Consider the following 26,677-nt stretch of genomic DNA (forward strand, 5'->3'; position numbering starts at 1 on the left):
TATTAAAATTTTAAGCTCAGGGATGCTAAAAAGTTACGTGGTGCCTGTGGGAAGAAATAATTATAGTTATACACGTAATTACCGCTTACCTCTGCATAAGTAGCTCCGTTTGATTCATACTTTGTGCTAAATATATTGTTTACAAGTAGCGTAACGCCAATATTTTTCACGCCCTTAACAGCAAAATTATAGCTAAGCCTTACATCGTTAACAAAATAGCCATTCAAATAACGGTTGGTAGCATAGCGGTTGCCTGCCAATTCAGGATCAATGGTATAACCCACCGGGTTTTGGTTTGATGTGTTATCAAAATACTGACGGCTTACCACTTTGCTCAGTAAAGCAATTTCGGCTCCTTTAACGGGGCGGAAGCTTATCTCGCTACCACCAATAAATGATGGCGAAAACGGCAAATCTGTTTTATCATACTGCTGCTCTACAAACACACCTTTACCTGCCCCCAACACTTGCTTATAATCTTTAACTTTGTTTGTGCTTAATGTGGCATTTGCAGCCCACGATAGTTGTTGTGTTATGTTAACCCGGCCGTCTAACTCAACACCTGCGCGGTAGCTGTTATCAACATTGGTGCGTATGTTTGCGCCAACATCATTAAGTGCACCGGTTAGCACCAGCTGATTTTTGTACAGCATATAAAAGCCGTTTACACCCGCGCTAAAGGTTTTACCTGCAATACGGTAACCAGCTTCGAAATCTTTTAAGTTTTCAGATTTAGGGCGGCTTTGCGGAGTTGAATTAGTAAAGTCGTTACGGTTTGGTTCGTGGTTACCTACCGAAAATGATGCGTATACGTTACTGCTGCTGCTTATATTATAGGTTACACCTGCCTTAGGATTGTAAAAATTCATTACAGCATTTTGCTGCACGTTGTCCCTGTTTCTGTCGAAACCTAAAAACGAGTAATTGATGCGGCGGTACTGCATATCAGCATACAGCAAAAACTCACCTACGTTCCATTCTCCGCGTGTAAAAACGTTTAAATCGGTTTTCTTGGCATCATTGCGGTAGTATTCAAAATCGGGCGTTATACCTGCGGTTTGAGCGGTATAAATTACATTACCAAAGTGATTGCCTTTGTATTCATTATAAGCGCCTCCTAAAATTAAGTTTGTGCTGGTTTCGGGGCGGTAGTTTAATGAGTAGGTCAATCCGTAAAAATCATTGTCTAACCATAGACGGCGGGCCAAATCAGTATTGGTAATTTTTGTGCCGTTCACAATTGCGGGCTCTATACCGTAACCTTCCTTAAGGTCCTGATCTTTTTTATATTCTTCATAATAACCACCGCCTTTGGTATAATGCAGTGCTCCGCTGAATGACAACTTTGAACTTAATATCTGGTCAACCAGTAATTGATAATGGTTTTGCTGATAATTATCTACCTGATCTTTATAAAATAACGCTTTACTGTAGTCATCTCCCGAAATTTGTCCCAGTTCGTTATAACGGCGTACATCTTTCACCCCTATTGAAGCAGCGTAAGCCGGATCGCCGATTATATAGTCGGGTATACCGTTCCAGGCCTGGTAAGTGCGCTCGCGGCCGGCAAAAACATTGGCACGCACTGTGGTTGATTTGCCGTAGTAAGCACCACTTAAATAATATGATTTCAAGTTTGATGCTGCACGGTCAATATAACCATCAGATGCGATGCGTGACAGGCGGGCGTCTACACTAAAATGGTTATTCAATAAACCGGTTCCGACCATTACTGTATTTTTAACCGTACCATATGAGCCGGCAGAGGTATTAATTTCGGCATAAGCACTATCCTGGCGGGTTGTTGTCTGTATATTAAGGCTGGCTCCGAAAGCGCTTGCACCGTTAGTAGATGTTCCTACACCGCGTTGTATCTGGATGTTGTTCACTGATGAGGCAAAATCAGGCAGATTTACGAAGAAGCTTCCCTGACTCTCGGCATCATTAAGCGGAATGCCGTTTACCGTTACGTTGATACGGGTACCGTCTGATCCGCGAATACGCAAACCGGTATAGCCAACTCCAGCGCCAGCGTCTGATGTGGTAACTACCGACGGGGTTTGGTTAAGCAGGTAAGGTAAATCCTGCCCTAGGTTGTTTTTTTGTATATCGGCCTTTTTTAAGTTGGTGAATGCCGTGGGCGATTTGGCTGACGCCCGGGTGGCTATTACCGTTACTTCATCAGCAATAAAATCTGCCGGTACAAGCGCTATATTGATGTTAACATCACCACTCAAGCTAAACGTTTTATTTATAGCCATGTAGCCAACGTAACTAACTTTAAGCGCATAATCACCTGCTTTTAGCTCCTTAAATTCATAATTGCCATTAGCACCGGTAACGGCACTGGGTTTGGCTTGTAAGCTCTGTAAAATAACAGTGGCACCGGCTAAAGGCTTACCGGTAAGCTCATTGGTGATTTTTCCGGATACGGAAAACTGGGCTGCAGCAATAACGGGCAGCAGAAGGGCAACAAATGCCAAAAATAAATTTTTCAAATTTTTGTGAACACAAAACGCGTTAAACCATCTGCCCGTTAAGGGTGTAAATTACGTGCAGTACACTTAACATTTTACCTCGTCCCTACGCCGGCATTACCCGGATCAGGTGCAACTCTTCGCGGTTTATTTGCCGGGAGAACGCTTTTGCGCTACCCCTTAAAGTATCCGGAGAGTTTGGGTATGATCTCAGCCTGTCTTTCAGTTTGATTGCTCAAAGCAAGGCACCCCTTAAGAAATTATGAGGCAAATATAGTCTTTGTGATCAGCAATGCAATTTTTGCGTTCACTTTTTAGCAAATTAACAATTACATGGCCGGGCGGGCATTTGTTATTCCGCTTCCGTTAATAAAAAATGTATTAACTGTTACGGGCAACCTTCCGGCTGCAGTTATTTGCCTGGTTATAACTTTTGTAGCGGCACGCTGCATGCCATCATCCTTTTGATAGCACGCCAATAAGGCACCTGCTTTTTCAATACCCGGCAACGTACCTAAAGTGTATGGGTTAGCAAAAACACTTAAAACTGAGTTTGGGTAAGCTGCCAGTTGTACAATTCCGTTTTTCACATCGGTACCAAAATCAAGCTTACTTTGCGGCCGCAGGCGGTTATCATGCACCCCAATTATTATTTGAGTAAATCCTCTAACATCACTTAAAAGTTTATTTACCTGGGCAGCCGATGCATTTTTTTCGAGGTTGAACTGTACGTTGTTAAGATACGTTTGGGCCAACTGCTGCTGATAAACTGTTTTGGAACCAGACCCGATACTAATGAGCGCAGTACGCTGGTAAGGGCTGTACAATTGCAAAACGTTATCCTGCAATAACGTTACGGCCGCATCACTCAGTTGCTGAACCAGATCTTTGGCATCATTGCGGTTCAGGTCTTGTGGTATATTATTTAAATCGGCAGGTTTGTAAGTAGCCAGCCCGGCAAAGTATTTAGCTGCCAAAACCTTTTTAACCTTGGCATCAAGTTCTTCCTCCTTAATATCGCCATGCCTTACAGCACGTTTTATTTTCCTTATAGCTCTACAAGAGTTTTGTGATAACTCAATTACATCATTGCCAGCCATAAATGCCCTTAAATCAGCCTCACCATCAGGAAAGTATTTTACTACACCTTTCATCTCCATGGCATCAGAGTATATCAGTCCTTTAAAGCCGAGGCTGTCACGCAACAGGCCGGTAACAATAGGTTTTGATAATGATGATGGAAGATTCTTGGTAGCATCTAAAGCCGGGATGCTCATATGCGCCACCATTACACCGCTTATACCTGCTTCAATAGCTTGTTTAAAAGGATATTCTTCAAGGCTGTCTAAACGCTGTTTACTGAAATTGAGCAGGGGCAAATCATAGTGTGAATCAACCTCAGTATCGCCATGTCCCGGAAAATGCTTGGCAGATGTTAACAAACCAGCATCTTGCATTCCCTGCATGTAAGCAATAGACCGCATGGATACCTTGTACTTATCATCGCCAAAAGAGCGATAGTTTATTACCGGGTTATTAGGGTTATTGTTAACATCAACAACAGGAGCAAAATTTATATGCAAGCCCAGGCGTTTGAAATCATACGCAATTTCGCGGCCCATTTGCTTTATGAGTTTTTCATCCTGTATGGCACCAAGTGTCATTTGGTAAGGGTATGAGGTAGTAGAGTCTAAACGCATACCCAAACCCCACTCGCCGTCCATGGCTACCAGCAATGGTATGGGCGATAGTTTTTGATACTCGTTAGTCAGCGCTGCCTGCCTTACCGGCCCGCCCTGAAAAAATACGATGCCGCCGGGTTGCTCCTTTTTAATTACCCTTGCAACCGAATCAGAATAAGCTTTTCCTTTATTAGTGTGAGCACGTATGAAAAACAACTGCGATACCTTATGCTTGCGGTTGAGCTTTTTAAAAACAGAGTCAACCCAATGGTTGGACGCATTTAATGAAGATATATAATCGGGCTGTTGCTGCTGTGCTATAACATTACCGGTTAGCAGCAGGGATAGGCTTGTAAAAATAAGTCGTACTTTGGGTATCATCGTGCCTGTTTGTTAGGTCAAAAATAAATAACCTGCACATCATTAACGCTAAAAAGCAGCAATGTTTAGCTAACTCAAAAAATATTTTCACAACCTGCAATAAACCAAGCCGCATTTTAAGCATCTATAAATCATTGCATATGAATAAAAACTAACACAATGATGAAAAAGATATTTTTTGCCGCTGCCTTTGTACTGCTCATAGCCGGTACGGCCGATGCCCAGCGCCGGGGTTACAGAAAGCAGCGTTCGTCTGATGATTTTTACCAACCCCGCGTTGGTCTTACCGGTGGCTTAAACATTGCTAATACTGTAAGTTCACGCAACTCTGACTTTAGTACCGATACCAAGTTAGGCGCAAATTTTGGTTTGTACATTGATATACCCATTGTTTACCCGCTATCTTTTCAACCCGAAATTTTGTACTCGCAAAAAGGCTATAGGGCTAATACCATATACGGCGATTTTGCCCAGCGCGCCAATTTTATTGACGTTCCTATTTTGGCAAAGCTGAGGTTAGCACCATCATTTAATGTAGTTGTTGGTCCGCAGGTTTCCTTTTTAATGAATACACGCAACACCTATTATGACGGGTTTGACGTAATACAACAAAGCAAGTACACTTACAATGGCGATAAAACGTTTGTTGGCGGCGTTGTAGGCGTAGCGTTAGATTTAAACCGCAATGTTGAGCTGAGAGGCCGCTACACTATAGATTTTCAAGAGAATAACCCCAACGGCACATCGGGTGTGCCAGACTACAGGAACCAGGTTTGGCAAGTGGGTTTAGGATTTAAGTTTTAGCCGTTCCTGTTTTAATTCATCAATTGGGTCGTCCGGTTTTCCGGGCGGCCTTTTTTTTATTTCAATATACTCTTCAACCACCGTTTAAAGCGCTTGCTACGCTTATTATATTTGCGGTGCCGGGCTTCAAGATCAAATTCGTGGCTTAGCGTAAATAAATCTGCCTGTTTTTGAGGAAGTATAAAATCAGGATGTACTATTTCATCTGGTAAAGACTGCAAAGGCGTGTTCGCGAAATCATTTGCAGTATCGGCCGTATGCGTTGCACCCTGCCCGTAACCAATGTTACTAATTAAATTAACGTTAGGAATAACCGAAAGCCCGTTGTTAAAAAAGTTGAGAAAGGTAAGCTGGTAATCCCAGGTATCAATACGCCCTGCTTTTACCTCCTTAAATATCACTTCCCAGCTATCAAGTATTAAATGATCGTCAAATATGTTGGCCAGTTGCTGCCTCACCAAAGCATCATCATAGCGGGTAAGGTTTTTATCATACTCCTGCCAAACCCGGCGCCAACCAGCCCAACCCCATACATGAGTTAAATTAGAGTAATAGTAGGCCCCGTTACCCCAATTGCGGCCTTTTTGCAAGTTACTGCCCCCTATATGTCTTATCCGCGTGTCGTGCCGGTATTTATCGAGCATTACATCGCAAAACTTAAAAAAATCGTTTGCCGGTAAACAGTCGTCTTCTAAAATAATGCCTTCGGCTTCATTTTCAAAAAACCAGGTTATGGCTGTTGATACTGCTTCTTTACAACCTAAATTACTCTCGCTGTAAAGTGTTTCTACTTCGCACGGCCAGTTAATTTCATCAGTAATTTGGCGCACTTGTTTACAAAGAGCTTCCTCTTCAGGCTTGTTGTTCCTGGGGCCATCAGCAGCAACATACAGACGCGGCGGCCTGGCATTCCTTATTTGTTCAAACACTTGCCTTGTGGTGTGGGGCCGGTTAAATACAATAAACAACACGGCTGATTGTGTTTGATAAGTTGCTGTGCTTGTCATCAGCCTTCGGTTTGAAAGGTTTGCATATCAATAAGGCGCTTGTATAATCCGTTTTTTTGAAGCAGTTCATAGTGGGTACCCTGCTCGGCAACATTTCCGCTCTCGATAACTATAATTATATCGGCATTTTGTATAGTGCTTAGTCTATGCGCAATAATAACCGAGGTACGATCTTTCATCAGGTTGTTAAGTGCTTCCTGTACTAACTTTTCCGATTCGGTATCAAGTGCAGAGGTTGCCTCATCAAGCAGCATTACAGGCGGGTTGCTTAAAACAGCACGGGCAATACATATACGCTGTTTTTGTCCGCCCGATAGTTTTGTTCCCCTGTCGCCAATGGAGGTTTGATAGCCCTCCTCGGTATTCATTATGAATTCGTGCGCGTTAGCAATGCGCGCCGCAGCTTCAACCTGCTCGGCCGATGCCCCGGGCTTGCCAAATGCAATGTTGTTGAATATTGTATCATTAAACAATATCGATTCCTGGTTAACCACACCTAATAAAGCACGCAATGATTCCATTGTGATTTGCTTGATGTTTTCCCCGTCAACCAATATCTCACCGCTTTTAACATCAGTAAATCGGGGTATCAAATCCATAATGGTTGACTTACCCCCGCCAGACGGCCCTACCAATGCTACCGTTTTCCCTGCAGGAACCTTGAAAGATATGTTATGCAAAACCTCCCTATCGCCATAAGCGAAAGAAACGTTGTTAAACTCTATAGCACTTTTAAAACCTGTTATAACGCTGGCATTTTCAGCATCGTTAATGGCCGGTTTTTCGTCAATAAGTTCCAGCACACGTTCACCGGCTGCAATACCGGAATGTATGGTGGTAAACGAATCGGATATGGCTTTAGCGGGCCGCATGAGCTGCGAAAAAATGGCTATATAGGCAATAAAGTCTGATGCGGAAAGCGCCGACTGGTGAGTAAGCACCAAATAACCACCATACAACACAATACCGGATACCATTATAATACTCATAGTTTCAGACACCGGTGAGGCCAGTTGCTGCCGACGCGCCATGGCCTTTACTACCTTAGTGTAGCGCTTGTTTTCTTCATGAAACTTTTCTTTGATATGATCAGTGGCATTAAAGGCTTTAACTATTTTAATTCCGGTTAAAGCCTCATCAAGATAACTGATCATGTTGCTGTAAATTTGCTGCGCCATAACGGCCTGTGCCTTCAATTTTTTTACAATGCGTGATATTACAAAACCAGCAACAGGCACTACCAATAATGAAAAAACTGTCAGTTTAAATGACCATGCAAAAAGTGTTACCAAGTAAAATATGAGCTGAAGTGGCTCTTTAAAAATAACCTGCAAGGTACCTGTAACTGAAAACTGAACAGTTTGCACATCTGAAGTTACCTTTGCCATTATATTTCCTTTGCGCTCGTTGTTGAAATATCCCAGGTGCAAGTTCATGACGTTATTAAAAACCGAGCGGCGGATATTCAGTAATGTATGGTTACGCATATTCTCCATAGTGCGCTGAGCAAGATACTTGAACACGTTAGCAAGTATTACTGATACTACTATAACACCGCAAACAAACTGCAAAGCCCCCCATGCACCATAGCGGTGCACAATTAAATCAACATAATAATTGAAGTAGGCACTCAAATCAAGAATAGAAGGCGCACCATTTGTGACAGCCTGACTTGCAGCGGGTCCGCATTTGTCTTTTTCTGAAAATAGTGTTTGAAGCAAGGGAGCTAGAAGCGCTAAGTTCAGCGTGTTAAAGAACACCGCAAAAATGGTGAAGATAATATAGGGTATGGCAAACTTTTCAATGGGTTTGGCAAAGGAAAGTAACCTGAAGTACGTTTTCATTTAAAATATATAAGCCTGCAAAATTAGGTAAATTATATGGCACTTGGTTTCAGGTGCCTTTTAACTAATAGTGCACATTTTAAGAGATAGGGAATCCTTTACTTAAACCTCGCTCCAGGCTTTAATATTGTACCATGCTGTAACAGGGCTAAGCCACTCTGTTTCGGCATGAGTTGAAAAACCGGGTATGGAGCTAATGAGCACTCGCTTAGGATTTGATGCTTTAGCAGGAACTAAGGACGCCTTTAATTTTTTAAACAGTTTTTTGGGCGGCTCACTATTTTTGTGCATCAATTTTAAAAAAGCATAATGATCATTAGGTATTTTGCCTTCCGTAAAATGCCACCAGATATCTTTATCCTCTTTAAGCGTTTTTACTTTGGCGGCGAAGGTCATGGTTGTGGAGCTAACCGTTTTCCAGTGGGTTGAGGAGGTTAAAAGCACATGACTTTCAGCTTCGGTAAATTCGGTAACACCTGCAACCGGGTTGCCATACTTATCAGGATGATCATACAGTGTTACGTAATCAGCTATAGCAAGCCCCTCCTGTAGGGCTCTATCTGAACCGGGCAAATGCAGGTAATCATCTTCTACCAGGTAGACATACGATTCATCTTCAAAATTTTTGATAGCGCTCTCAACCACAAAACGCCATGATTTTGAATTGCCTAAAGCAATTTCAACCGGCTCAACTCCTAAATTACGAATAGCTGCAAGCGTGGCTTCGCTGCAATTATCGGCAAATACGTAAATATTATGCTTAAAAATTTCAATGAAGTTTTGAAGACAATGTAATTTGGTTGCGGTTTGCAGCTTGTTTTTAGGGTTGCTTCCGTCAGATATTCGGTACAAGTACTTGATATCAAAAGCTGTTTCAGCTGCAAAGTTGCTTACAAGTTTTTTAGGCAATAATTCATAGCCAAACTCATCAAACAACGGTGCCCAAAAATCAATATTTCTGTCCCACGCATGGCAACCAAAAGGCAACTGGCCGTTATTTAGTTCGCGTGCGCGTTCAAGCTGTGTTTCCCATCCAAATGAAACAGCCGTTTTATAATCAGGAATATTAAGAAATCTGCTTTTGCGGTTAACTTCAATACTCCAGAAAGCATCTTCACTATATTCGTATATCTTTTGGGCTACAAGATTCAGATAACGATCAATGTCAGCTCTTCGAGTTTCAGTTACCTGTAAAAACTTTTTAACGCGGCGTAACGAAAAACCTCCGTTCCCTACTCTGTTTTCGAATTGTTTTGCACTGGGCACCCCATTTTTTTGCAAATCATACCGGGTATGATAATAATATTGCCAGCGCGACTTTAATGCCTTTATAAAGTCAACATGCCCAATATTACGAAGCCATGGCGAACCAATGTAATCAAAGCCCTGGTTGCACCAGTATAACAGCTGATCACTAAAAACAAAAGCATCCAGCTGATAAATTAAGATGTACTCATAACTTAAAAACTGCTCATAAAATTCAGAGGAGAGCATGAGCCGGTTATACCCTAACGAGCCGGTGAAGTATTGGTCATCAAAATTCTTTACTTCAGTAAAGTTTACAATGCCTGCTTTTTTGGGTAGCGTTAGCCAGTAAGGCTTAATGGCAATTATAGGATGGTCCGATAACAGCTTTTGGCATTGCTGCAAAGCAATTGCCTCATGCTCAGTAATAAGCTCGCGGTAAAATGGTATAACAACAGCTACTTTCTTCAAATGGTGTAAAGGTAATTGCTTAAGCGTGCATAGCCAAACAAAATATTATTTGCAGGGTTGCCTTTTAAAGCAAAGCCAAAATAGTGTCACTATTTGTTTACTCATTGTTAATGAGGCGTTAAAAGCATACCTTTGCGGCAAACAAAAAAGGGCTTCCCGATCCATGAAATTAAATATTGATTATCAGGAGAAATTCCAGGCCAGGCACATTGCTCCCAATGAAACCGATACGGCCAAAATGTTGAAAACAGTAGGTGCCGCATCGTTAGATGAGCTTATCGGTCAAACTGTCCCGCAAAAAATCCGCTTAAAAAACCCGCTAAATTTACCGGCTGCCAAAAGCGAGTTTGATTACCTGAACACGCTGAAGCAAACCGCTTCTAAAAACAAGGTTTTCAAATCATACATTGGTCAGGGTTATTATGATGTGATTGTTCCGGGCGTAATTCAGCGTAATATTTTAGAGAACCCGGGATGGTACACGCAATACACGCCTTACCAGGCCGAAATTGCACAAGGCCGTTTGCAGGCATTGTTAAATTTCCAAACCATGGTATTAGACCTTACCGGTATGGAAATTGCCAATGCATCGCTGCTTGACGAAGGCACCGCTGCTGCTGAGGCTATGTTTATGCAGTACTCGCTGCGTAAAAACCAAAAGGCAAACACCTTTTTTGTATCTGACGAAGTATTCCCGCAAACCATAGATATTTTAAAAACCCGCTCGCAGCCTTACGGCATTGAGCTGGTAATTGGCGATCACCGTACGGTTGAACTAACCGACGATATGTTTGGCGCCATTGTGCAATACCCTGCAAAAGACGGCCAGGTTTACAACTATGCCGATTTCGCTGCCGCTGCTCACGCTAAAAATATTAAGCTAACTGTAGTGGCCGATTTAATGAGCCTTGTACTGTTAACGCCTCCGGGCGAGTGGGGCGCCGACATTGTGGTAGGTACCAGCCAGCGTTTTGGTGTGCCTATGGGTTTTGGTGGACCGCATGCTGCATTTTTTGCCACTAAAGAAGAATATAAACGCTCGATGCCAGGCCGCATTATTGGTGTAACCATTGATAGCGCAGGCAACTACGCACTGCGTATGGCCTTGCAAACCCGCGAGCAGCACATCCGCCGTGATAAAGCAACCTCTAACATTTGTACCGCGCAGGCATTGCTGGCCATTATGGCCGGTATGTATGGCGTATACCACGGCCCCAAAGGCTTAACCCTGATTGCCCAGCGTATACATGGATTAGCTATTTTATTGGCTAAAGCATTAGGCGAGTTAGGTTACGAGCAATTAAACTCATCATACTTTGATACGGTTAAGTTTGAGTTAGGTGTATTGGCTGGCCCGATACATTCTGAAGCATTGAACAACGAAATGAACCTGCATTACAATGGTTCAACTGCAAGCATCGCTTTAGATGAAACAACTTCACCGGAAGATATCAAAACCATTATTCGCTTTTTTGCCAAAGTAAAAGGCAAAACCTTGAACGATGTGAATTTTGATGAGCTCAAAGCTAACCTTGAAACGGTTATTCCTGCTAACTTGCAACGTCAGTCGGAGTTTTTAACCCACAAAATATTCAACTCGCATCATTCAGAGCATGAGATGTTGCGTTACATCAAATCATTGGAGGCTAAAGATCTTTCACTTTGCCATTCCATGATTGCGTTGGGATCGTGTACCATGAAATTAAACGCCACCACCGAAATGATACCGGTAACATGGCCTGAGCTTGGTAAAATGCACCCGTTTGCCCCTGCCGACCAAACCGGCGGCTACATGCAAATATTTGATGAGCTGAATAAATGGTTAAGCGAAATAACCGGCTTCGCCGCCATGAGCTTACAGCCAAATGCCGGAGCACAAGGCGAATACGCCGGCCTGATGGTTATCCGTGCTTATCATTTAGATCGTGGTGATGATCACCGTAATATTGCCTTAATTCCTTCATCAGCACACGGTACCAACCCTGCGTCGGCTGCTATGGCAGGTATGAAGATAGTAGTGGTAAGATGCGACGAGAACGGCAACATTGACGTAGCAGACCTTAAAGCTAAAGCTGAGCAGTACAAAAACGAGCTGAGCTGCTTGATGGTAACTTACCCGTCAACCCACGGTGTGTTTGAGGAGTCGATCATTGAGGTTTGCGAAATTATTCATGCTAACGGCGGCCAGGTTTATATGGACGGCGCCAACATGAATGCACAGGTAGGTTTAACCAGTCCGGCTACCATTGGTGCTGATGTTTGCCACCTTAACTTACATAAAACATTCTGTATTCCGCACGGCGGCGGCGGTCCTGGTATGGGCCCAATTGGTGTAGCCAAGCACCTGGTACCTTACCTGCCCGGTCATGCGGTAGTTAATATCGATCAGGGTAAATCAATCCCTGCTGTTTCGGCAGCGCCATGGGGTTCGGCCTCTATCCTGATTATTTCGCATGCCTACATTGCTATGATGGGCGGCGAAGGCTTAACTAACGCTACCAAATATGCCATTTTAAATGCCAACTACATTAAAACTCGTTTAGAGCAGCACTACCCTGTATTATACACCGGGACACAGGGACGCTGCGCACACGAGATGATTTTAGATTGCCGCGCATTTAAAAACTTTGGCATTGAGGTAACCGACATTGCCAAACGCCTGATGGATTACGGTTTTCATGCGCCAACTGTATCGTTCCCGGTAGCGGGAACGGTTATGGTGGAGCCTACCGAATCAGAACCTAAGCACGAGCTTGACCGTTTTTGCGATGCCATGATTGCCATCCGTAATGAAATTGAGGAAGTTGAAAAAGGCACGTTAGACAAAACCGACAATCCGCTTAAAAATGCGCCTCACACCGCAGCCGTAATTACCGGCAACGAGTGGAGCCATCCGTACAGCCGTCAAAAAGCAGCATTCCCGCTGCCTTACGTAGCCGATTACAAATTCTGGCCGTCAGTAGGTCGCGTAAACGATACTTACGGCGACCGTACGCTTATTTGCTCATGCCCTCCGTTAACCGAGTATGAGTTTGAAGAAAGCGAAGTAACTACACCGGAGTACGGTACGTGATAATTGTCTGAATCAGAAGTTACTGAATTCTATAATTTTCAGAATAAAAAAGAGGCTGTCTCATAATTACGAGACAGCCTCTTTTTTATTCTACCACCAACATGTCTTTGCAATGAGCAGACGGAAATGTGCGTGAGAGCGACGTGGCAATCTCCTCGCGTTCGAACCTTGCATACGGAGATTAATTGTCTGCCTTAGGCAAATCGCAATTACATATTGATGTGTTTGAAATTATTATTAAGACAATCAACACATTAACCAAAATCAAATTCCCCCAAACAATATCACCTCTACAACCCCCGTTTTTTCATTCAGTAATAATCTACCTATGGGGGCATAATTTTTCATATAAAGTACTGCCCCCATAAACCAAACCTAAAATTCAATTTAACATTTACTTTTGCTGTATGGCATACACCTACATAATTAGCGGAGCAGGCAGCGGCATTGGCCGGGCTATGGCACAAAACCTGGCAAATGCAGGTAACCAGTGTATTTTATTGGGCCGCAGTATTGATGCTTTAATTCAAACGCTTGGAAGTTTAAATGGAACCGGTCATCGCATAGTGGTTGCTGATGTACGCAATTCAGATAGCCTCAAAAACGCGGCTACCGAACTAAAAGGCACCCCTATTAACGGCCTGCTGGCCAACGCCGGCATAGGGGGCGAAAACTACTGGGGCGACGCCGACCGCTGGGATGATATTATTGCCACTAACCTTACCGGCACATATAATTTTGTAAATACTTTTTTGCCAAACTTACGCAAAGCTTCAACAACCAAACATATTGTAATAACTTCGTCGGTATTGGCGCGTTTGGGTGTGGCTAACTACTCGGCCTATTGCGCCTCTAAAGCTGGTTTGCTGGGATTGATGCGCTCATGGGCAGTTCAATATGCTCCTGAACAAATACTGGTTAATGCCATTTGCCCGGGCTGGGTTGATACGGAAATGTCTCAAACCGGCATGCAGGGAATAGCAGATAACATTGGTGTTACCAAAGATGAGTTTTATGATATTGCCATGCAAAGCGTGCCATTAAAGCGCATGAGCCAGCCCGAAGAAGTAGCTGGTTTAGCTGCTTATCTGCTAAGTCAGAACAGCATAACCGGCCAAACGCTCGATATAAATTGCGGCGCTGTTATGAACAGTTAACGGCTGTAAGCCGGTATGCCTACCGGGTCGCTCTCGTTCTTTAAACGATCAATTGCCGTAACCATATAAACGTATCGCTTTCCACGCTCGGCTGTTGTGTCTTCGTAACTATTTATAGGGCCGTACTGAATATGTATTATACGCGACGGATCAGCTGTATTCAATTTTTCACCTTCGTAAAAGCGGTAAACTACATAGCCGTACACCAGCTCCTTATCTTTAGCTAATAACGGCGTTTGCCAACTTAACAAAAAGCCCTTTTGCGTTGCCCCAACTGATAGCAGCCTTGGTGCGTTAGGCGCAATTGAATCAAGCCAAAGCATTACCGGCGGCAGTGCTGGCGTTTTGTAATAATTATTTTTGAGCGAATCATTTAACCCGCCGTAGTTTCGTCTTAACGAGGCCGAACTAAAATACACACTTCCTTGTACACGGGGGTTATTGCGTAAATAACGTATTTGCGAAGGTATCTGCGCCGGGTTTTTAAAACCGCTGTTTCGAACTTCGCCTATCCTATACGCAGCCATGCCAACATACAGGTGCCTGTTAAAGCTGTTATTGCTCCACCAGTCGGTCAGCTTCTCAAAAGCTGCAGCCCTGTTGCCAAAGTGCCAGTATATTTGTGGGTTTATATAATCAACCCAGCCTTCTTCAACCCATCTGCGGGTATCGGCAAACTGCTCGTAGTACGATGATCCGCCGTTGGTTTCAGAACCTTCCTCATCCTGGCCAGCATTTTTCCATATACCAAACGGGCTAATGCCAAATTTCATGTGCGGCTTGTATTTGTGTATACTGTCTGAAAGTGCTTGAATCAGCGTGTCAACATTATTACGGCGCCAGTCTTTAATATCTTCCCACTCTGCTTCGCCATATTTCTTCCAGGCCTCCTGGTCATTTATACGCTGCCCGGCAATAGGGTATGGATAAAAATAATCGTCCATGTGTATGCCATCAACGTCGTAGTTCTTCACCACATCGAGTATAACTTGTATAATATACTCGCGTACATCGGGCAGGCCTGGGTTAAATAGTTTTTTGCCTCCGTAAGTAATAAACCAGTCGGGATGTATACGGGTAACGTGCTGTGTACTCACGCTGTTAGGGTTATTATCCATGGTTGCACGGTAAGGGTTAAACCATGCATGCAGCTCCATATTACGCTTGTGAGCCTCATTAACCGCGAACTCAAGCGGATCATAAAATTCAGATGGAGCCACGCCCTGCTGCCCGCTTAACCACTTTGACCATGGCTCGCGCCCCTTGGCATAAAAGGCATCGGCAGCAGGCCTAACCTGAAACATTACAGCATTTATACCGGCCTGCTCATGATAATTTAAAATGTTAAGCATTTCGGCCTTCTGCCTTTCGGCAGGCAGGCGGGGTGTACTCGGCCAGTCAATATTGGTTACAGTGGCCACCCAAACTCCTCTAAACTCGCGTTTTGATGTAGGGTAACGTTGTTTAATAGTATCTATCTGAGCCTGCACCTGCAAGCAACAAAGCCATGCGGCCATCACCAGCACAAATCTTTTAATCATAGGCAGCAAATCACTAATTTTCACGGGGGGCAAAGATACATAACTCCCCTTAAGGTAGTTTAGTATAGCCGTTAAAATACAGGCAAGTTTTGTTTTTTGGTTCAAGAGTAACTATTTTTAGCGCCATCTGCCTAACCTGTTTTTAAACAAATAAGTTTCCGTTTTATGATAATTAATATCACAAAAGCAGTGTTTACTTATTGATTTAATAAACAGCACGTAGTTTAACCTTTGGTTTACAAACATATACAGAGCCGCTCATTTTCAAACAAAAAATGTTTTAGGTTGCTTTATCAGTTTTAAAAGCCAGATACGTTATATAGCTATGTGCCGGTTACGTTTAACTTAATTAAATGAGAATGGAAAACAAATCTGAACAAACTTCAAAGAAAAATTCAAACGTTATATATTTCCTTATTGTGGTAGTGGTGGCACTACTAGGAACTGATGTGTACCTATACCTCCAAAAAAAGAAGGACGTTGCCAAAATCATATACCAGGCTGATGATGAAAAGCACCGTTTACAAACCGAGCTTGACAGCCTGGAGGCGCAAATAGAGCAGGTAAACACGAGCAAAGCCAAGCTATCTTCTGAAATGCAGGCTCGTACTGACTCTTTGCAAAACAAAATTCAGGTTTTAAAACGCGCTCTTTCACGCGGACAATTAACCGTAGGCGAACTTAAAAAAGCCCAGGAAGACATCAAACAACTGCGTTATTTTGTAACCAAGTACACAGCTGATATCGAAGAACTTAAACAGCAAAATGCTTCATTAGCTACAGAGCGCGACACCCTGAAGAACCAGGTGGCATCGGTTTCGCAAAAAGCCAGCACGCTTGAGCAGCAAAATCAGGAGTTAAGCTCAAAGGTAAAAGTTGCATCGGCCTTAAAAATGGGCGCTGCCGAAGTTATCGCTTATAAAATTAAAGGCAGCGGCAAAGAGGTTGACGTAAACCGTGCAGGTCCGGCTAAAAAAATTAAGGTTAATTTTAACATTGTTAGCAATGCGGTAGCCGAAAAAGGCCTTCATGATGTTTATATGCGTATTATAGATCCTGCCGGCAACCTGATGACCACCGGTGAAAGCAGCGTATTTACTGCTGACGAACAGGAACTACAATACACTTATAAAACAGCTATTGACTTTAAAGACGACGGCACCATGTACACTATTGATTGGGTTAACCCTAACAAATTTGTAAAAGGCGTTTATACCGTTTACTTATATGCTGATGGTTATACCATGGGTAAAACAGAATTTAAACTGAAATAAGTAATAGCAACGAATAATGAAATAAACCCCCGGTTGGCACCCAACCGGGGGTTTTTATTTTATAACCTAACCTTTAAAAGAGAACGCCGGCAAAGCGTGTTAATAAATAGTTAAGCTAAATAATTACGTGTTTTTTTAACCTAACTTTGAACTATGAAACTCAGCGTATTGGTATTAATAAATGCCCTGGCTGTTGCCATTGCACTTTCTATAGTAAACTTTTACTTCCAGCATAAATGGTATGATGTTACTGTAACCTTCCTTATCGGCTTCATTACCAGTTACATTGTATTTTATTACCTTATTGAGAAGTATGTATACTCAAAGGTAAAACTCATTTACAAGCTTATACATAATCTTAAACTTGGCCGCGACCTGCGCGATGCGCTTGGCGAATCAACCAGTACCGATCCTATTGGCGATGTTGAACAGGAAGTAAAAGAGTGGGCGCGCGAAAAGAAAACTGAAATTGAGCAACTGCGTAGCCAGGAAAAATTCAGACGTGAGTTTTTATCTAATATATCGCATGAGTTCAAAACACCTTTGTTTGCTATACAGGGCTACCTTGAAGCGGTAATGGAGGATGAATTTTACGATACCGATATGGCAATGCAGTTTTTAAAGAAAGCCGAAAAAAACGTTGACCGCCTCAGCTACCTCATTAAAGACCTGGACGAAATATCGAAGCTCGAATCGGGCGAGATACCAATTAATTATACCAAATTCAAAATAAACGATCTTATTAAAGAGGTTTTTGAGCAGCTTGAACTGAAAGCCAAGCAGCATGACATTAAACTCATCTTCAAGCAAAAATACGACGAAGCCTTCGTGGTATCGGCCGATAGAGACAAAATTTGCCAGGTACTCATCAACCTCATCGATAATTCTTTTAAATACGGTAAACCCGGCGGCAGCACATCAGTGAGCCTTTTTGAACTCCACGACCAGATTTTGGTAGAAATAACCGACGAAGGTCTTGGAATTAATGAGAAACATCTTCCCCGCCTTTTTGAGCGCTTTTTCAGGATAGACAGCCATCGTTCGCGTGAAATTGGCGGTTCGGGACTGGGTTTAGCTATTGTTAAACATATAATTGAAGCGCACCAGCAAACTATTAATGTACGCAGTACCGAGGGCTTGGGTTCAACGTTTGGCTTTACATTGCAGCGTATTATGCCATCGGCTTTAAAGCAGGTTATACCTGTGTTAAAGAGTTAACATTAACTTAACATTGTATATGTACTTTTGCGTAAACTATTGAATAGCAAATGTCATTAAACAGTATATTCCAGTACTTTGTACCTAAAGACAAAAAGGTATTTTTCCCGTTATTTGAGCAGGCTGCAACCAACGTAAAGCAAATGGCCGAGGTTTTGGTTGAGGCTGTAAACTCAAAAAATGATGCCGACCGCCAGGAAGCGTTCAAGCAAATTGATAAGCTGGAAAATAAAGGTGACGATTTAACTCACCAGATTTACCTTGAATTAGGCAAAAACTTTATTACGCCATTTGACCGTGAAGATATACACGCCCTGGCTACTGCTATTGATGATGTGGCCGATTATATTCAGGGTTCGGCTAACCGTATGTTGCTTTATAATATTGAAGAATATACAGAACCTATTTGCAAACTTTCTGAATTGATTTTACAGGGCAGCATTGACCTTGAAAAAGCTGTACGCGAGTTGAAAGACCTTAAAAACGTACGTAATATTGCCGATTCATGCATACGTATTAACAGCGTTGAAAACCAAGCCGATTATGTATTTGACCGCGCCGTTGCCGACTTGTTTTTGTACGAAAAAGATGCTATGCGCCTTATCAAATACAAAGAAATTTTAGCTGCGCTGGAAACAGCAACCGACATGTGCGAAGATGCAGCCAATGTAATGGAGTCAATACTGGTTAAAAACGCTTAATAGCCCAAAACTTACCCACACATGGTTACCTCGCTGCTTGTTGTTGTAGTTTGCCTTGCCCTCATATTCGATTTTATTAACGGATTTCATGACGCAGCCAACTCTATTGCTACCATTGTATCAACCAAGGTTTTAACACCGTTTCAGGCGGTACTTTGGGCTGCCGCTTTCAACTTTTTGGCCTTCTTCCTTATTAAAGAACACAAGGTAGCCAACACCGTTGCCAAAACCGTACATGAGAACTTTATAACCATGGACGTTATACTGGCAGGCCTTATTGCGGCCATTGCCTGGAACTTGCTTACCTGGTGGTTTGGTATTCCATCAAGTTCATCACATACCCTTATTGGTGGTTTTGCCGGAGCAGGTATGACCAACGCAATTTTCATGGGCATTAATCCTCTTACAGCTGTTGATACTGCTTCCATTTTACGCATAGCGGCTTACATATTCCTTGCTCCGTTTATAGGCTTGCTTATTGCCTATGTAATTACCATTATCATATTACACATATTTAAAAACTTCAGACCAGCAGTTGCCGAACGATGGTTTAAAAGTGTACAGTTGATATCATCGGCAGCGTTAAGCTTTGCACACGGCGGCAATGATGCGCAAAAGGTAATGGGTATTATATACGTTGCCTTAGTGGCCGAAAACGTTATTAAACAAGGGCAAACCATGCCCGAGTGGATCCCGTTGGCATGTTACACGGCCATTGCAGCCGGCACCATGAGCGGTGGCTGGAAAATTGTAAAAACCATGGGTAGTAAAATTACCAAGGTAACTCCGCTTGAGGGTGTAAGTGCCGAAACTGCAGGTGCCATTACTCTATTTATGACGGAGCGCCTGGGCATACCTGTATCAACCACGCATACCATTACAGGTTCAATTATTGGTGTGGGCTTAACCAAACGTGTATCAGCAGTGCGCTGGGGCGTTACTATTAACCTGCTTTGGGCATGGATCATTACCATTCCAATTTCGGCTCTGGTAGCTGCGGCTGTTTTTGCAATAATGCATTATTTGTAGTAGTAGCATAGTAAACCTTTTATAAGTAGCTTTGTCAATACACAAATGCTTATGAAACCAATTTTACTTTTGCCGGCACTTGTTTTAACTCTTGCCACTACCACCAGTTGCAATACTTTGCATACCGCTGTTGCAAATAACGGCGGCACCATTTACAGTCCTAATCAAAACAGTGTGCCAAGTACGCTTGAAATGATAAGCGGACTTAAGCAGGCGCTTGAGCAGGGCACTAATAAAAGCGTAAGCCAGTTATCGTCAGCAAACGGTTTTTTTGGCAATGCCGCTATAAAACTATTGTTGCCGCCAGAAGCCCAAAAAGCTGAATCGGCATTGCGTAAGCTTGGCTTTAACAAGCTTTGCGACGATGCCATACTTTCGCTTAACCGCGCTGCTGAAGATGCTGCAGGTAAAGCTGCACCTATATTTGTATCGGCAATAAAGCAACTTACCGTACAGGATGTAACCAATATATTGTTAGGCGGCCAAAAAGATGCGGCTACAAATTTCTTTAAACGTACCACAACAACACAACTTACCGAGCAGTTTAAGCCTGTTATAAACAAAAGCTTATCAAACGTTGGTGCTACCAAATACTATGGTGCCCTGGTAACACAGTACAATAAAATACCGCTGGTATTTAATAAACTTAACCCAAACCTGGATGATTATGTTACTCAAAAAGCTATAGACGGTTTGTTTTACCGTATTGCACAAGAGGAACTGAACATTCGCACCAATTTTTCTTCACGATCAACACCTTTGCTGCAAAAGGTATTTGGCTACGTTCAGAAAAAAACAAGTTGATATACCTTATTCTTGGTTGGAGATAAGGAAAGGGAATAAATCAACGTTTCTTTGTATAGCATGAGAAAGAACATTTTGCTGGCTGTGTTTTCGGGCTTGTTACTGTGGATTGCCTGGCCACCCACACCTTACACCACCTTTTTGCTGTTTGCAGGCCTGGTTCCAATGCTAATGGCCATTGAGAACGTTATTAATTCAAACTCCGCAAAAAAAGGCAGGCTTGTATTTGCAACCACCTTTATAGGCTTTTTTGTTTGGAACTCACTTTGCATATACTGGGTATATAACTCTCTTAAAACTATAGGGCCTGTTGTTGCCGTACCCATAACACTGGTACCATATAGTTTAGGCCCCTTATTAATGGCCGGGGCTTGTTGGCTGTATTATCGCACAAGGATAGTTGCATCTAGAGGATTAGCCCTTATTGCATTGGTTTGCTTTTGGATAGGCTATGAGTACCTGCACCAATCGTGGGATTTGAACTTTCCATGGATGACGTTGGGCAACGGCTTTGCCGTAAGCCATAAATGGATACAGTGGTATGAGTACACTGGTGTATATGGCGGCACTGTTTGGATATGGGCCGTTAACATCATCCTGTTCTTAATCTATACCGGCCTGCGCGAGGCTCAAAACAAAACATTACGCTTAAAGCTGGTAGCCTCGTTTGTGCTGGTACTGCTTGCACCACTAAGTTTTTCGCTTTATCGTTATTATAATTACCAGGAACAAGCCGCGCCATCAAATGTGGTAGTTGTGCAGCCTAACATTGACCCTTATACCAAATTCAACGTCCCGGCTTATGAAGAGGTAAGCACACTTACTCACTTATCCGACTCGCTTGGCAAACCCAACACGGAATTTTTCATATGGCCGGAAACTGCCATTGCCGAAGATGTAAATGAAGACAACTTCTTCTCAACGCCGCAATACAGCCAGGTAAAACAGTTTTTAAGCAAGTTTAAGAACGGTAATATTATAACCGGCATTTCTACCTATAAACTTTATAACGATGCCCACACCCTTACGGCAAAGCCTATGGGCCAGGGCAATCAGTTTTATGATGTTTTCAATACTGCCGTTAACATCGAAAATTCCTCAAAACTGCAGTTTTATCATAAATCCAAATTGGTTCCCGGTGCCGAACTTATGCCGTTTGGCTCTGCCCTAAGTTTTTTGAAACCTGTATTTGAACACCTTGGCGGCTCAACCGGGGGCTACGGCAGCCAGGCAGAGGCCGATGTTTTTTACTCGCAAAGCGGCATTGGGGCGGCACCTGTAATTTGCTATGAAACCATTTGGGGTAACTGGGTTGCACAATCGGTGCGTAAAGGCGCGCAGTTTATTGCTATTATAACTAATGACGGCTGGTGGGAAAATACATCAGGCAAAGACCAGCACCTGGATTACGCCAAGTTGCGGGCTATTGAAAACCGCCGCTGGGTTTGCCGCTCGGCAAATACAGGAATTTCGGGCTTTATTAACCAGCGTGGCGACGTAATACAGCAATCGGGCTGGTGGGTGCGTACTGCCTTAAAGCAAGATATTAACCTTAACTCAGACTTAACCTTTTACACCCTACACGGCGATTACTTACCTTATGCCGGATGCATACTTGCCGTATCAGGTATTTTGTGGGTAATAGTTGGACTAATTAGAAAGGTTAGTTAAAAGGCTTAATTAAGCCTTTTAACTAATTGCTCTTCTACCTTTTTAAACATTTGCAGGGGTTTTAGTCCGCGCCAGCTCATATCATCCAGCTCGCCACCAAAGTTTATGAAGTAGTCGATATTACTTTGTTTAAATTCGCGTATCACATGCTCACGGAAGTTTATACCAGCAATCCAGCCGTCTTCTACTTCCTGGAACCACTCATCATAATAGCAATCATCTGATGAGTGAAAGTTTAAAATGTTCTCTCCTATCAGGATGAATTTATTGATGCCGTTATCCATCATTAATTCCATAATTTCACGCTTAAGCATCATTACGTCATTATTTATGGCATCATTCCACTCGCCAATAAATTCTATAATTACATAGCCGCGGTCATAATCGGCATATAATACTTTTAAGTATAGTGTGTTTGAACCAAACGAATCCCATTGCGGGTGCAACAAATAGTTATACACCTGCTTATCAAACTCAAACTCATTATACACCGTAGCATAAAAAGGCGAATACTCATCCTCTGCCGCAATGTAATCATCCCTCCACCTGTAATATGGTTCTATTTCGTGCATATCTCTTTTAAATGTACAGCTTGTTAAGTTATGCATACATAAGTACGGTGCTAAATCCTACTCATCAACTTTCCATACTCAAGCATATAGCATAGCCTTTACTGCTGTTTTTTACTGTTGTAAGCGTCTACCGCTTTTCTAACGCTGCCATGTTCGTTAAGCAGGGCGGCGGCAGTGGTTTCATCAACACCGGTTTCCTGCATAATCATGCGGTTACCTCGGTCAACCAGCTTATGATTGGTTAACTGCATATCAACCATTTTATTACCTTTTACCCGACCTAATTGAATCATAACTGTGGTGCTCAGCATGTTTAAAACCAATTTTTGCGCGGTGCCGGCTTTCATACGTGTTGAACCAGTTACAAACTCAGGGCCGGTCACCACCTCAACCGGAAACTTAGCCTCGGCAGCAACAGCGCTGCCTGCATTACATACTACGCAACCGGTGGTTATCCCATTTTGATTAGCTGTTTTAAGGCCACCTACAACATAGGGTGTGCGCCCTGAAGCAGCTATGCCAACTACAACGTCTTTTTCATTAATATTATAATGCTGTAAATCCTTCCAGGCCTGTTCGGCGTCATCTTCGGCAAATTCAACTGCTTTACGTATGGCGCTATCGCCACCGGCAATTATACCTACTACCCAATCAAACGGAACACCAAAAGTAGGTGGACATTCAGATGCATCGACCACACCCAAACGACCACTTGTACCCGCGCCTATGTAAAATAGCCTGCCACCGCTCTGTATTTTTTGTGCAACAGCTTCGGCAAGCTTTTCAATTTGCGGAAGTGCCTTTTGCACAGACAGCGCAACCGACTGATCTTCGGTATTTATACCGGCAAGTATTTCACTAACCGACAACTGCTCAAGGTGGTTGTAATGCGAATCTTGTTCGGTGGTGTTTATCATAAATATTCTTACAAATTTGTAACAAAAATCGGTAAAATTCCGTCAACTATAGCAAACCCAAAACGTTTATAAATAGTACTTTTGTTACCAAGGGGATGAAGCAAACTGCCGGATTAATTTTCAGATCGATGATATTGGTGTTGCTGGGCGTGGCCGTTGGCCTGCTTATTAACCGCCGTTCATCAAATGCCCCTGCCGATGACAGCCTTACCGTTTATGACCCCAACGGCAACAAGCTGGAAAAGGTAATGCAAATTGTACGCAAAAAGTATGTTGACTCTATAGACGTTGACAGCGTTGAAGGCGTTACCATTAACAACCTGCTGCAAAAGCTCGATCCTCACTCGGTTTATTTACACAAAAAACAGGCACAATCATTAAGCGAAAAACTTGAGGGCGGCTTTGATGGCATTGGCATCGAATCGCAATTGCTGCGCGATACACTGTTTGTTACCCAGGTGCTGCCCGGCTCACCGGCTTACAAAGCTGGCCTGCCCAATGGTGCACGCATCATTACCCTTAACGGCAAGCCTTTTTCTGGAACACACTTAACCAACGACCGGGTAAACAACGCCTTTTCGGGCAGTAATGATACAGGGCTTTATGTTGGTGTACTTACTGATGATAGTAAAGCTGTTAAAACATTCCGCATTAAGCGCGGGCACGTAAACCTAAGCAGCCTTGATGCGGCTTATATTACATCGCCCGGAGTGGGTTATATTAAAATAAGCAAATTTGGTACTACTACCGATACAGATTTTAAATCCTCGCTTAAACGCCTTAAAGGCCAGGGCATGCAAAAGCTTGTGCTTGATTTACGTGGCAACGGTGGTGGTTACCTTAATACAGCAACTGCCCTGGCTGATGAATTTCTACCTAAAGGCCGGTTAATTGTTTACACCCAAGGCCAGCATGAGCCGCGTACAGATTATTTTGCAACCGATTCGGGTTTGTTTGAGCAGGGTAAGTTAGCTGTTATTATTGATGAGCATTCAGCATCGGCCAGTGAGATATTAGCTGGTGCTTTACAGGATTTAGACCGTGCTGTTATTATAGGCCGCAGGTCTTTTGGAAAGGGTTTGGTGCAGGAGCAATTCAGGTTTGATGATGGTACAGCTTTGAATTTAACCGTTGCGAGGTACTTTACGCCATCGGGCCGCAGCATACAAAAATCATATAAAGCAGGCACAGAAAGTTATAAAAACGATTTGGCCGAGCGTTTGCAAAAAGGTGAGCTTTACACTGCACAGAATAATGTAGACGACAGCACTTTTAATATGGCTGTAACTTACCATACTACTGCCGGTAAAAAAGTGTACGGCGGCGGCGGCATCATGCCCGATATATTTGTACCCGAAGAGGCTGCGGAAAACAGCCGCCTTGTGTTGGATTTGTTGCGCAACCAGGCATTTTCAGGCTATGTTGTGGAGCGCATGCAAAACGTTTTGAAAAACTATCGCACGGCAGACGACTACCTAAACTTCTTTAGTATAAATGATGTAGAGTTTAACCGCTTTGTTAACTACGGCTCGGCTTTAGGTTTAATAAAAGATGCCGACATGCACGAATTAACCGTTAACAAGCCGTACATCAAAACGTTGCTTAAAGCACAGGCCGCCCGTTTTAAATGGGGTAGTGAATGGTTTTACCGTACCCTTAACCAAAATGATGCTGGCATAAGCAAAGCTATTGCCGCCCTCAACCAGTAACTATCGGCTCTGAATTCCAAGCAACTTATCCAGCTGCTTGCATTCATTCTTCTTTAAAAGCTCAACGGTCATGGGCACATCTTTTAGCGGGCGGTCTTTAGCATCTTTAGGTACAGCCGCAATAATGTCAACCATATCAATTCCGCTTACCACCTCGCCATACACAGTATAACCATGATCAAGCTGGGGGGTGCCACCAACAGTGCGATATATGGCACGTTGCCACTCAGGTACGGTATACCCTTTTAACCTGGTTTGCTGCAAAGAATCAATGCGTGCATTTGTAACACGCTTACCTTCTACAATATAAAACTGGCAACCGCTTGATGCCTTTTGAGGGTTATCATCGCGGGCGGCTGCAAGTACGCCGCGCTTATGAAACAAGCTGTCTTTAAACTCAGCGGGTATAGTATATTTAACGTCGCCATCCCCTAAAGCCTGGCCGGCAACTGCCTTTTTTGAGTCGGGGTCGCCGCCTTGTATCATAAAGTTTTGAATTACCCGGTGAAATAGCGTGCCGTTATAAAAACCCTCTTTGGTAAGTTTAATGAAATTGTCGCGATGCTTTGGGGTTTCGTTGTACAAACGAATAATTACCTGACCGTAGGCAGTTTTAATACGCACATATTGATTTTGCGGTGGTTTACTCCAAACAGTTAATGAAAGTAAAATAAAAACAATGGTAAGTACTCTATTCATCGTTTTGCGTATCAAGTTCTTCAAAATAGTTAACTATCAATGATTTCATGAGCATTTCCTGCTCAAGCAAGGTATAAGGCGGAATAGGCTTTATTAGCTTCCAGTGTGGCCAGCCATCTTGGTCGGCGCCTTCAAGTTCATAAAATCCAAGCTGACTAAAAAGCTTACAATTGGCAATGTGCATCAATTCTTCTTTTTGGCGCTTGCTGAATTTACGCGGACCCTGCCCAAGCTCCTGCACGCCAATTAAAAACAACATCACTTTTATATCAGGCAGGTCGGTATCAAAGTCGTGGGCAATTCGCTGCTGCAACACTTTCCACTTTTCGTTTATCTCGGCAGGTTTCATAGCGGTAAATATAGCTTAAATTTAAAAGTAAGCCGTTAAGTACAATTTTGTA

At 43.0% G+C, this 26,677-nt stretch carries 20 protein-coding genes and 1 riboswitch; of the genes, 10 read left to right on the forward strand and 10 right to left on the reverse strand.

The annotated features are described in order from the left end of the window. Positions 1–2 precede the first annotated feature (2 nt). Entirely contained in the window at positions 3–2,498 is a 2,496-nt protein-coding gene (locus tag QZ407_RS13535; protein WP_295771977.1) for a TonB-dependent receptor, read from the reverse strand. A gap of 65 nt (positions 2,499–2,563) precedes the next feature. Further along, positions 2,564–2,728: riboswitch (TPP riboswitch) on the reverse strand. Positions 2,729–2,806: 78 nt separating this feature from the next. Continuing rightward, positions 2,807–4,540: a glycoside hydrolase family 3 N-terminal domain-containing protein gene (locus QZ407_RS13540; protein WP_295771979.1), complete on the reverse strand. Its 1,734-nt coding sequence runs from the start codon at positions 4,538–4,540 to the stop codon at positions 2,807–2,809. A 159-nt stretch (positions 4,541–4,699) separates the two neighbouring features. On the opposite strand from QZ407_RS13540, the gene QZ407_RS13545 reads away from it, so the two are divergent. Next, on the forward strand, positions 4,700–5,344 hold the full coding sequence (locus QZ407_RS13545; RefSeq protein WP_295771981.1) for a porin family protein: 645 nt from the start codon (positions 4,700–4,702) through the stop codon (positions 5,342–5,344). A 56-nt stretch (positions 5,345–5,400) separates the two neighbouring features. On the opposite strand, the gene QZ407_RS13550 is transcribed toward QZ407_RS13545, so the two are convergent. From QZ407_RS13550 to QZ407_RS13560, 3 genes are all read right to left on the reverse strand, one after another. After that, positions 5,401–6,351: a nucleotide-diphospho-sugar transferase gene (locus QZ407_RS13550; protein ID WP_295771983.1), complete on the reverse strand. Its 951-nt coding sequence runs from the start codon at positions 6,349–6,351 to the stop codon at positions 5,401–5,403. Beyond that, positions 6,351–8,195: an ABC transporter ATP-binding protein gene (locus QZ407_RS13555; RefSeq protein ID WP_295771985.1), complete on the reverse strand. Its 1,845-nt coding sequence runs from the start codon at positions 8,193–8,195 to the stop codon at positions 6,351–6,353. The genes QZ407_RS13550 and QZ407_RS13555 overlap by 1 nt, the downstream gene beginning before the upstream one ends. 102 nt (positions 8,196–8,297) lie before the next feature. Next, positions 8,298–9,911, reverse strand: coding sequence for a DUF5672 family protein (locus QZ407_RS13560; protein ID WP_295771987.1), 1,614 nt, complete (start codon positions 9,909–9,911; stop codon positions 8,298–8,300). A gap of 163 nt (positions 9,912–10,074) precedes the next feature. Between QZ407_RS13560 and gcvP the strand changes: the two genes are divergently transcribed. Continuing rightward, the gene (gene gcvP / locus QZ407_RS13565; RefSeq protein ID WP_295771989.1) at positions 10,075–12,984 is read left to right on the forward strand and encodes an aminomethyl-transferring glycine dehydrogenase; all 2,910 of its coding nucleotides are present in this window, start codon (positions 10,075–10,077) and stop codon (positions 12,982–12,984) included. Between the two features lie 407 nt (positions 12,985–13,391). After that, positions 13,392–14,141: an SDR family oxidoreductase gene (locus tag QZ407_RS13570; RefSeq protein WP_295771991.1), complete on the forward strand. Its 750-nt coding sequence runs from the start codon at positions 13,392–13,394 to the stop codon at positions 14,139–14,141. On the opposite strand, the gene QZ407_RS13575 is transcribed toward QZ407_RS13570, so the two are convergent. After that, positions 14,138–15,682 (reverse strand): family 10 glycosylhydrolase, encoded by a 1,545-nt coding sequence (locus QZ407_RS13575; RefSeq protein ID WP_295771993.1) that lies wholly within the window; start codon positions 15,680–15,682, stop codon positions 14,138–14,140. The genes QZ407_RS13570 and QZ407_RS13575 overlap by 4 nt on opposite strands. 359 nt (positions 15,683–16,041) lie before the next feature. On the opposite strand from QZ407_RS13575, the gene QZ407_RS13580 reads away from it, so the two are divergent. From QZ407_RS13580 to lnt, 6 genes are all read left to right on the forward strand, one after another. Beyond that, on the forward strand, positions 16,042–16,956 hold the full coding sequence (locus QZ407_RS13580; protein ID WP_295771995.1) for a hypothetical protein: 915 nt from the start codon (positions 16,042–16,044) through the stop codon (positions 16,954–16,956). Between the two features lie 153 nt (positions 16,957–17,109). Then, entirely contained in the window at positions 17,110–18,174 is a 1,065-nt protein-coding gene (locus QZ407_RS13585) for an ATP-binding protein (protein WP_295771997.1), read from the forward strand. Positions 18,175–18,224: 50 nt separating this feature from the next. Then, on the forward strand, positions 18,225–18,875 hold the full coding sequence (locus QZ407_RS13590; protein ID WP_157540202.1) for a DUF47 family protein: 651 nt from the start codon (positions 18,225–18,227) through the stop codon (positions 18,873–18,875). Between the two features lie 21 nt (positions 18,876–18,896). Continuing rightward, on the forward strand, positions 18,897–19,904 hold the full coding sequence (locus QZ407_RS13595; RefSeq protein ID WP_157540203.1) for an inorganic phosphate transporter: 1,008 nt from the start codon (positions 18,897–18,899) through the stop codon (positions 19,902–19,904). 51 nt (positions 19,905–19,955) lie between these two features. Next, positions 19,956–20,708 (forward strand): DUF4197 domain-containing protein, encoded by a 753-nt coding sequence (locus tag QZ407_RS13600; protein WP_295772001.1) that lies wholly within the window; start codon positions 19,956–19,958, stop codon positions 20,706–20,708. A 60-nt stretch (positions 20,709–20,768) separates the two neighbouring features. Beyond that, positions 20,769–22,379: an apolipoprotein N-acyltransferase gene (gene lnt / locus QZ407_RS13605; RefSeq protein WP_295772003.1), complete on the forward strand. Its 1,611-nt coding sequence runs from the start codon at positions 20,769–20,771 to the stop codon at positions 22,377–22,379. Between the two features lie 5 nt (positions 22,380–22,384). Here the strand turns inward: lnt and QZ407_RS13610 are convergent, their stop codons facing one another. After that, positions 22,385–22,951, reverse strand: a complete 567-nt coding sequence (locus tag QZ407_RS13610; RefSeq protein WP_295772005.1) for a hypothetical protein — start codon at positions 22,949–22,951, stop codon at positions 22,385–22,387. 98 nt (positions 22,952–23,049) lie between these two features. Continuing rightward, positions 23,050–23,868 (reverse strand): N-acetylmuramic acid 6-phosphate etherase, encoded by an 819-nt coding sequence (gene murQ, locus QZ407_RS13615; protein ID WP_295772007.1) that lies wholly within the window; start codon positions 23,866–23,868, stop codon positions 23,050–23,052. A 95-nt stretch (positions 23,869–23,963) separates the two neighbouring features. On the opposite strand from murQ, the gene QZ407_RS13620 reads away from it, so the two are divergent. Next, positions 23,964–25,577 (forward strand): S41 family peptidase, encoded by a 1,614-nt coding sequence (locus QZ407_RS13620; RefSeq protein ID WP_295772009.1) that lies wholly within the window; start codon positions 23,964–23,966, stop codon positions 25,575–25,577. Here QZ407_RS13620 and QZ407_RS13625 read toward each other — a convergent pair whose 3' ends face one another. Next, complete coding sequence (locus QZ407_RS13625) at positions 25,578–26,276, reverse strand: peptidylprolyl isomerase (protein ID WP_295772010.1); 699 nt, start codon at positions 26,274–26,276, stop codon at positions 25,578–25,580. Further along, positions 26,269–26,625, reverse strand: a complete 357-nt coding sequence (locus QZ407_RS13630; protein ID WP_295772012.1) for a hypothetical protein — start codon at positions 26,623–26,625, stop codon at positions 26,269–26,271. The genes QZ407_RS13625 and QZ407_RS13630 overlap by 8 nt, the downstream gene beginning before the upstream one ends. Between the last annotated feature and the right edge of the window lie 52 nt (positions 26,626–26,677).

This window comes from uncultured Mucilaginibacter sp., from assembly GCF_913773635.1.
Taxonomy (GTDB): domain Bacteria; phylum Bacteroidota; class Bacteroidia; order Sphingobacteriales; family Sphingobacteriaceae; genus Mucilaginibacter.